The sequence below is a fragment of the Streptomyces aurantiacus genome (assembly GCF_001418335.1).
Classification (GTDB): Bacteria; Actinomycetota; Actinomycetes; order Streptomycetales; family Streptomycetaceae; genus Streptomyces; species Streptomyces aurantiacus.
The window spans coordinates 1-7,796 of record NZ_LIPP01000407.1 but is presented as its reverse complement, the minus strand read 5'-3'; the positions used below and the strand labels follow the sequence as shown (position 1 = coordinate 7,796).

The following is a 7,796-nucleotide window of genomic DNA, read 5'->3' as shown; positions in this document are numbered from 1 at the left end:
AAGGCGATGAGCAGCGGCAGGGTGCCCAGCAGCGCGCCCGCCATGATCACCGCCTGGTCGGGTACGTAGCCGGTGCCGAGCGAGTTGAGGGCGACCTGCACGGTCGGGTTCTGCTGGTTGAGCGCGATGATCGGCCACAGGAAGTCGTTCCAGGCCATCACGAACGTCAGCAGCCCGAGCACGGCCATCGCGGGCCGCGCCGCCGGGAAGACGACGTGCCACACGACGCGCAGACTGCTCGCGCCGTCGACCCGCGCCGCCTCGATCAGCTCGCTGGGCAGCGCCTGGAGCAGGTACTGCCGCATGAAGAACGTACCGAAGGCGCTGACCAGGGTGGGCAGGATGACCGTCTGCAACTGGTTGGACCAGCCCAGCTCGCTCATCCACAGGTACAGAGGTACGACCGCCAGCTGCGGCGGGATCATCATCGTGCCGATGGTCAGCATCAGCAGAACGTTGGAGAACCTGAACTTCAGCTTGGCGAAGGCGAACCCGGCGAGCGTGGAGAACAGGACCGTACCGACGGTGATGGTCGTGGCGACGATCGTGCTGTTGACCATCGCGGTGCCGAGACCGCCCTGCTCCCATGCGGCTTCCAGGTTCTTGAACAGGTTCCCGCCGATCCACAGCGGTGGCGGTGTCTGGGCGAGCCGCTCGTTGTTGCGCGAGGCCGCGACCACCGTCCACAGCAGCGGCGCCAGCGAGACGAAGGCGAAGACGGTCAGGACGACATAGGTGAGCGGACCCGCGTGCAGCTGCTTGCCCGCGCCGAGCACCCGGCGGCGCCCGGAGCCGCTCCGGCCGTCCTTCCCCGTCGCGTTCCCCGTCGCCTTGCCCTCCGCCTGAGGGGGCGTCAGTTCACTTGTAGTCATTGGGACTTCCTCAGCCGTCGGGTGATCAGCAGGTTGATCGCGCCGATGATCAGCAGGAGCAGGAACATCGTCCAGGCGATCGCGGACGCCTTGCCGAGGTTGCCGATGGTCCAGCCCTGGTCGTACATGTACAGACCGAGCGTCTGGTACTGGTGCTCGGAGCCGCCCTTGGAGCCGCCGAGCCCGCCGAACAGCAGGGGCTCGCCGAACAGTTGCGTCGCGCCGATGGTGGAGACGACCACCGTGAACAGGATCGTCGGCCGCAGCATCGGGATCGTGACGTGGCGGAACTGCTGCCAGCGGTTCGCGCCGTCCAGGGACGCCGACTCGTACAGGTCGGCCGGGATCGCCTGCATCGCGGCGAGGTAGATCAGCGCGTTGTAGCCGGTCCATCGCCAGATCACGATCGAGGAGACGGCGAACTGCGAACCCCAGTCGGACTCACGCCAGTTGACCGGGTCGATCCCGACGAAGTCCAGCAGCCAGTTGATCATGCCGCCGTCCCAGGAGTACAGGAGGACGAAGACCAGGGTCGCCGCCGCCACCGAGGTGGCGTACGGGGTGAGCATGACGACCCGCCACATGGTCGAGCCGCGCAGCTTGTAGTTGAGCAGGTGCGCGATGCCGATCGCCATGATCAGCTGCGGCACGGTCGAGATCACACCGATGGTGAAGGTGTTCTTCAGCGCGTTCCAGAAGAAGTCCGAGCTCAACAGGTTCTGGTAGTTGTCGAAGCCCACCCACGTCTGGTGGTCCAGGTCGTTCAGCTGCACGTTGTGCAGCGAGTACCAGGCCGTGTAGAGCAGCGGGATGAGCCCGAAGGCCCCGAAGAAGAGGAAGAAGGGGGTGACGAACGCGTACGGCGACGCCTTCATGTCCCAGCGGTACAGCCGGCTGCGCCAGGAGCCCGGGCCCGAGGGCGGCGGCGTACCGCGACCGTGAGCCGGGCGCGCCGCGCCCGGCTGGGAGCCGGGCGCGGCGTCGGCGCTCGTCGCGGTCTGCGCGAGAGCCTGCTTGGGGCTTGTCACTGGCCGAGCACGTCCTTGATCTCGTTCTTGGCCGCGTCCCAGCCCTGGTCGGGCGTCTTGCCCTTCTGCTCGACCTGGAGGATGCCGACGTCAGTGACCGCGGTGCCGATCGGCTGGTCCTTGATGCCGAAGACCTGCGTCGGGATGGTCTTCGCCGAGTCGGAGAAGATCTGCGTGATCGGAGCCTCCGAGAAGAACGCCGTGGTCGCGGCCAGCGGCTTCAGGGACGAGTACGCCGACGGGGTCGACGGGAAGCTCGCCTGCTTGGCGAAGACCTTCGCCTGCTGCTTGGGATCGGTCAGCCACTTCGCGAGCTTGACGGCCTCCTTCTGGTGCTTGCCCGCCGTCGGCACGCCGATGAACGAACCGCCCCAGTTGGACGCGGTCGGCGCCGCGGCCACGTCCCAGTTGCCCTTGCCGGAGTCACCCGACTTCTCCTGGATGTAGCCGATCATCCACGCGGGGCAGGCCACCGTCGCGAAACTGGCGTTGGAGAGGGCCTTGTTCCACGGGTCCTCGAACTGCTTCAGCTTCGCCGACATGTTGCTGGTCGCCACCTCCATCGAGGCGTCCCAGGCCTTCTTCACTCCCGAGGACTTGTCCCAGATGACGTTGCCGTCCTTGTCGTAGTAGCGCTCGCTCTCGCCACCGAGTGCCGCGTTGTAGACCGAGGAGGCGGAGTCCACGAACTTGGTGCCCGAGGGCGCCTTCTTCATGTAGTCCTTGCCGACCCCGACGAACTTGGACCAGTCGCCCTTCCACTGCTCGGCGAGCTTGGTGCGGTCCGTCTCCAGACCGGCCTTCTTGAACAGGTCCTTGCGGTAGCAGATCGCCATCGGGCCGATGTCGGTGCCGAGCCCGATCGTCTTGCCGTCCTTGGTGGTGGCCTGGGCGGTCTTCCAGTCCAGCCACTGGGACTTGTCGACGTCCTTGCCGAGGTCGACGAACCTGTCGGCCTGCGTCTGCACGGCCTCGGTGACGTTGCCGACCTCGATCGCCTGGATGTCGTCGACACCGGAACCGGCCTGCAGACGGGTCAGCGTCTTGGGCCAGTAGACCTCGGTCTTGGTGGTGACGTTCTCCTTGATGGTGATGTCCGGGTTCTGCTTCATGTACTCGTCGTAGAGGCCGGCCTGCTTGTAGCCGAAGACCCCGAAGGTGCCGACGGTCAGCGTGGTCTTGCCACCGCCGCTGCCGCCGTCCGAGTTCGACGAGCCGTCGTCCGAGTCCTCGGCGCAGCCGGCCAGCAACCCCGTCGTCAGCGCGGCGACGGCCGCGAGGGCCATCACTCTGTGGGACCTGCGGGTACTCGTGCGCATTGCGTCCTCCTGTTGCCCTGACGTGCCGACCCCCCGGCCAACTGCGTTGTTGGGCCCGTTTGTTCATGCTGCGGCTCGGGCGGGGAACGTGCGGGTTGTGTATGTGTCAGGTACTGTGGGAGCGCTCCCACAGGTGATGTGTTGAAGGTTCGCCGCTCGGCGCGAGGGTGTCAAGGGAGAGAACGTAGGGAGATGTCTTCAGTTATCGGGCTGTTAACTAACACCGGCGGAGACCGGGAGAGCGGGTCTCCGACGGCCCGGCGCCGGGTTCCGGAGCGGGCCACCGGGCGGTCGTCCGGCGGCCCGGCGGGACGCGCGCGCGGGTGCCGGCGAGGTGGGACCGTGGGTCCGGGCTGTTCTCCTCGGGGGTCCGGCCCCGATCACGGCTGTTAGATTCCAGGCCAGACGCGGTGGTGACCGCGTCGGACGGGAGGCGGACCATGGCAGTCCACGGAGCGCGGAGCAGAAGCGGCGGGCGGCCGACCCTCGAAGAGGTCGCCGCGCGCGCCGGTGTGGGCCGCGGCACGGTCTCCCGCGTGATCAACGGCTCCCCGCGGGTCAGCGACGCCACCCGTGCGGCCGTGCAGGCGGCGGTCGCCGAGCTGGGGTACGTGCCGAACACGGCGGCCCGTGCCCTCGCGGCCAACCGCACCGACGCGATCGCCCTGGTCGTCCCCGAGCCCGAGACCCGCTTCTTCGCCGAGCCGTACTTCTCCGACATGCTGCGGGGCGTGGGCGCGGCGCTCTCCGAGACCGAGATGCAGCTGCTGCTGATCTTCGCGGACAGCGACCGGGAGCGGCGTCGGCTGGCCGAGTACCTGGCCGCGCACCGCGTGGACGGGGTGCTGCTGGTCTCGGTCCACGCGGACGACCCGCTTCCCGATCTGCTGTTCCAGCTGGAGATCCCGGCGGTGATCAGCGGTCGCAGGTCGGCGGACGAGACACTGCCGTCCGTGGACTCGGACAACTTCGGCGGTGGCCGGTTCGCCGTCGAGCACCTCATCGCGCGGGGACGCCGCACCATAGCCCACCTCGCGGGCCGGCTCGACGTGTTCGGTGCCCAGCGCCGGGTCGACGGCTACCGCGCGGCACTGCGCGACGCGGGCCACGAGATCGACGAACGCCTCATCGTGCCGGGGGACTTCACGGAAGAGGGCGGCCGTCGCGGGATGACGGAGCTGCTCGCCGTCTGCCCGACCCTCGACGCGGTCTTCGCCGGATCGGACGTGATGGCGGCCGGCGCCCGGCAGGTGCTGCGCGAGGCGGGCCGCCGCATACCCGAGGACGTGGCCCTCGTCGGGTACGACGACTCGGCGATCGCCCGCCACATGGACCCGCCCCTGACCAGCGTGCGCCAGCCGATCGTGGACATGGGCCGCGCGATGCTCGAACTGCTGATGGACGAGATCGCGGACCGCCGCCCGGCGATCTCCCGCGGCCTGGAGCGACGGCAGCTGGTCCTTCCTACGGAGCTGGTGGCGCGGCGCTCGTCGTAGGGATCAGGTGGGCGCGGCGGGCGGGACGGTGGCAGTGCGGTTCGCCGCCGCCGGAAACATGTGAGGGCCCCATCGCTTTCGCGATGAGGCCCTCAGCACATCAGGGTGAGTGACGGGACTTGAACCCGCGACTTCCTGGACCACAACCAGGTGCTCTACCAGCTGAGCTACACCCACCATGACCGGCACTTCTTCGAGTGGTTCACCGTAAGTGGTGAACCGACCGGCCGAGAAAAAGTGTACAGGGTCCGAAGGGGTGCTCGCTCCAGCCTTTTCGCGGGCGCTACCGCGCGGGTTCGCGGGCCCTACTGCGCAGGCAGGACGTACTTCGCGGCGATGGTGCGCGCCGTGTCCGAGTCGGGGCCCGGCTGCGGTACGAAGACCGCCTCGCGGTAGTAGCGCAGTTCGGCGATCGACTCGCGGATGTCGGCCAGCGCGCGGTGGTTGCCGTTCTTCTCGGGGCTGTTGAAGTACGCCCGGGGGTACCAGCGGCGGGCCAGCTCCTTGACGGAGGAGACGTCGACGATGCGGTAGTGCAGGAACGTGTCGATGGCCGGCATGTCCCGCAGGAGGAAGCCCCGGTCCGTGCCCACCGAGTTCCCGCACAGTGGGGCCCTGCCCGGTTCCTTGACGTGCTCACGGAGATAGGTGAGAACCTCCTCCTCGGCGGCCGCCAGGGTCGTACCCGCGGCCAGCTCGTCGAGGAGCCCGGAGGCGGTGTGCATGGTGCGCACCACCTCGGGCATCGTCTCCAGCGCGGCGTCCGGCGGACGGATCACGATGTCCACCCCTTCACCGAGCACGTTCAGCTCGGAGTCGGTCACCAGCGCGGCCACCTCGATGAGCGCGTCCTCCGACAGCGAGAGACCGGTCATCTCGCAGTCGATCCACACCATGCGATCGTTCATGGGCTCACCCTACGGCCCGCTTCCTCGGCCGGGCAGGCCCGGGACCTCGGCAGTCGCCTCGACAGCCGTGACCGCGGGGCGCGAACGACGCCGGCCCCGGACCGAAGAGGTCCGGGGCCGGCACACAACGCCACGGCGCGGCTACGGCGCGCTCCGCTGACCCGGCAGACTGTGCCGCCCGGTCGCGTACAGCTCCGCGCCCGCCCGTCCGCCCGGCCGCCCCGAGTCCGATCGCCCGGAGTCCGACCGTCCGGAGTCCGTGGACAGGGACGACGTCGCCGCCGTGCCGACCGCGTGGGCCGCCGCCGTACGACGGGTCTGGAACGGGACGGACGCCTCCTGCTGGAGCACCGGCGGCGGAGCCGGGGGCGGTGAGCCGTCCGGGTCCGTCTGCTTCTCACCCTGCGGCCGGCGCGCCCGGTACGCGGCGCGGTACGCCGCGGGCGAGGAGCCGAGCTGGCGGCGGAAGTGCCCGCGCAGCGCCACCGGCGAACGGAAGCCGCAGCGCCCCGCGACCTCGTCCACCGAGTAGTCGGACGTCTCCAGGAGCCGCTGCGCCTGGAGCACCCGCTGGGTGATCAGCCACTGCAGGGGAGCGCTCCCGGTGAGCGAGCGGAACCGGCGGTCGAACGTACGACGGCTCATGTACGCGCGTGCCGCCAGCGTCTCCACGTCGAACTGCTCGTGGAGGTGCTCCAGTGCCCAGGCGACGACCTCGGCGAGCGGGTCGGCGCCGATCTCCTCCGGTAAAGAGCGGTCGAGATAGCGCTCCTGGCCGCCACTGCGCCGCGGTGGCACCACCAGTCGGCGGGCCAGCGCTCCGGCTGCCTCGTTCCCGTGGTCCGTCCGCACGATGTGCAGACAGAGGTCGATCCCGGCCGCGGTGCCCGCCGACGTCAGTACGTCGCCGTCGTCCACGAACAGCTCACGGGGGTCGACATGCACCGACGGATAGCGCTTGGCCAGCGTCGGCGCGTACATCCAGTGCGTGGTCGCGGGACGGCCGTCCAGCAGTCCGGCCGCGGCCAGCACGAAGGCGCCGGTGCACAGCCCGACTATGCGGGCGCCTTCCTCATGTGCCCGGCGCAGTGCGTCGAGCGCCTCCTCCGGTGGCGGTGAGGTGATGGACCGCCAGGCCGGCACGACAACCGTGCCCGCCCGGGAGATCGCCTCCAGCCCGTTGGGCGCGGTGAGTTCGAGGCCTCCTGTGGTCCGCAGGGGGCCTTCCTCACCGGCGCTCACCAGTAGTCGGTACCGCGGCACGCCGGCGTCCTGGCGGTCGATCCCGAACACCGACAGCGGTATGGAACTCTCGAAGATGGGGCCGCCGCTGAACAGCAGCACCGCGACGATCTCCTTGCGGCGTCGCCCGGAGAGTTTCCGGACTGCGGCTTCCGGCGCGGCAGTGGAGTCGTGGCTCATACTGCTAAGCCCCCCTCGGTGGTCGCGGCTCCTCGGTTGTGTCGCTCCTGCACGTTTCCCCTCGGTCCTGCACGAGTCCCCCGCCGTAAGACGTCAAGATCGAATCTACTGTGTCGCGTCGTGCCGAGGTGGCCAGTTCAGCACTCGGCAGATTGTCGACATGGCAACTTGGCGTGAAGCATTCGATCACGAAGCGTTGCACTCGTGAGCCGCACAGGGAAGTGCGCCTCGTGTCCGTGGCCGGTCCCAGTAGGGTGCGGGCACCCTACTGGACGCTTTCGGTGCAGGTCGAACGGGGGTTGGGGGCCTGTTCGGCCAAGGGGTGGACAGGGTATGGAAGTTGGCTGAAAAGCAACGGGCCCGTGCATACAAACCGGTCAGTCAACCGGCGTATTTCCACCGGCGTGCCGGCCCCTTCGGGAGTCGCCTGTGCCGGCCCTGCCGCGCCGCTCGTGACCGGCTCTGCCGTGCCCTTCATGATGAGGGTCATGAGAGGGCTCATGGTGGGCATCATGATGGGGCGTCCGCTCCTCGGTGCGCAGCCGTACCGCGCCGCGCTCGGACCGGCGCAGCAGCACCCGGCAGGCCCCGGTCACCGCGGCGAGGCCGAGGGCCGTGCCGGCCGCGCCCGCCAGTGAGGTCCCGTACCCCACGAGGACGACCGGAACCAGGACGCAGCTGAACGCCGCCCAGCGGACCACGTCGCTCACCGTGTCCTGTGCGGTGGGCGTCCTGGCGGGAGGGCGGGGAC

Annotated in this window: 7 protein-coding genes and 1 tRNA gene; 1 reads left to right on the top strand and 7 read right to left on the bottom strand. The window is 69.2% G+C overall.

The features are described from left to right. From AOK01_RS36990 to AOK01_RS36980, 3 genes are all read right to left on the bottom strand, one after another. A partial coding sequence (locus AOK01_RS36990; RefSeq protein WP_055519514.1) for a carbohydrate ABC transporter permease occupies positions 1-872 on the bottom strand: 872 nt, incomplete at its 3' end. Further along, positions 869-1,900: a carbohydrate ABC transporter permease gene (locus tag AOK01_RS36985; RefSeq protein ID WP_055519511.1), complete on the bottom strand. Its 1,032-nt coding sequence runs from the start codon at positions 1,898-1,900 to the stop codon at positions 869-871. The genes AOK01_RS36990 and AOK01_RS36985, both read right to left, overlap by 4 nt. Continuing rightward, the gene (locus AOK01_RS36980) at positions 1,897-3,219 is read right to left on the bottom strand and encodes an ABC transporter substrate-binding protein (protein WP_055519510.1); all 1,323 of its coding nucleotides are present in this window, start codon (positions 3,217-3,219) and stop codon (positions 1,897-1,899) included. The genes AOK01_RS36985 and AOK01_RS36980 overlap by 4 nt, the downstream gene beginning before the upstream one ends. Before the next feature lie 440 nt (positions 3,220-3,659). Here AOK01_RS36980 and AOK01_RS36975 point away from each other — a divergent pair, with 440 nt between their 5' ends. Next, entirely contained in the window at positions 3,660-4,715 is a 1,056-nt protein-coding gene (locus tag AOK01_RS36975) for a LacI family DNA-binding transcriptional regulator (RefSeq protein ID WP_055519508.1), read from the top strand. 104 nt (positions 4,716-4,819) lie between these two features. On the opposite strand, the gene AOK01_RS36970 is transcribed toward AOK01_RS36975, so the two are convergent. The 4 genes from AOK01_RS36970 to AOK01_RS42145 all read right to left on the bottom strand — a co-directional run bounded on the left by AOK01_RS36970 (position 4,820) and on the right by AOK01_RS42145 (position 7,755). Beyond that, a tRNA-His gene (locus tag AOK01_RS36970) sits at positions 4,820-4,892 on the bottom strand. Between the two features lie 128 nt (positions 4,893-5,020). Beyond that, on the bottom strand, positions 5,021-5,623 hold the full coding sequence (orn, locus tag AOK01_RS36965; RefSeq protein WP_055519505.1) for an oligoribonuclease: 603 nt from the start codon (positions 5,621-5,623) through the stop codon (positions 5,021-5,023). Positions 5,624-5,764: 141 nt separating this feature from the next. Continuing rightward, positions 5,765-7,045 (bottom strand): helix-turn-helix domain-containing protein, encoded by a 1,281-nt coding sequence (locus AOK01_RS36960; protein WP_055519502.1) that lies wholly within the window; start codon positions 7,043-7,045, stop codon positions 5,765-5,767. Positions 7,046-7,422: 377 nt separating this feature from the next. Continuing rightward, on the bottom strand, positions 7,423-7,755 hold the full coding sequence (locus AOK01_RS42145; protein ID WP_079104061.1) for a hypothetical protein: 333 nt from the start codon (positions 7,753-7,755) through the stop codon (positions 7,423-7,425). Positions 7,756-7,796 lie beyond the last annotated feature (41 nt).

Coding starts and splice junctions, on each gene's coding strand:
- orn (WP_055519505.1), bottom strand. CDS start 5,623: ATGAACGATCGCATGGTGTGGATCGACTGCGAGATGACCGGTCTCTCG.
- AOK01_RS36980 (WP_055519510.1), bottom strand. CDS start 3,219: ATGCGCACGAGTACCCGCAGGTCCCACAGAGTGATGGCCCTCGCGGCC.
- AOK01_RS36960 (WP_055519502.1), bottom strand. CDS start 7,045: ATGAGCCACGACTCCACTGCCGCGCCGGAAGCCGCAGTCCGGAAACTC.
- AOK01_RS36975 (WP_055519508.1), top strand. CDS start 3,660: ATGGCAGTCCACGGAGCGCGGAGCAGAAGCGGCGGGCGGCCGACCCTC.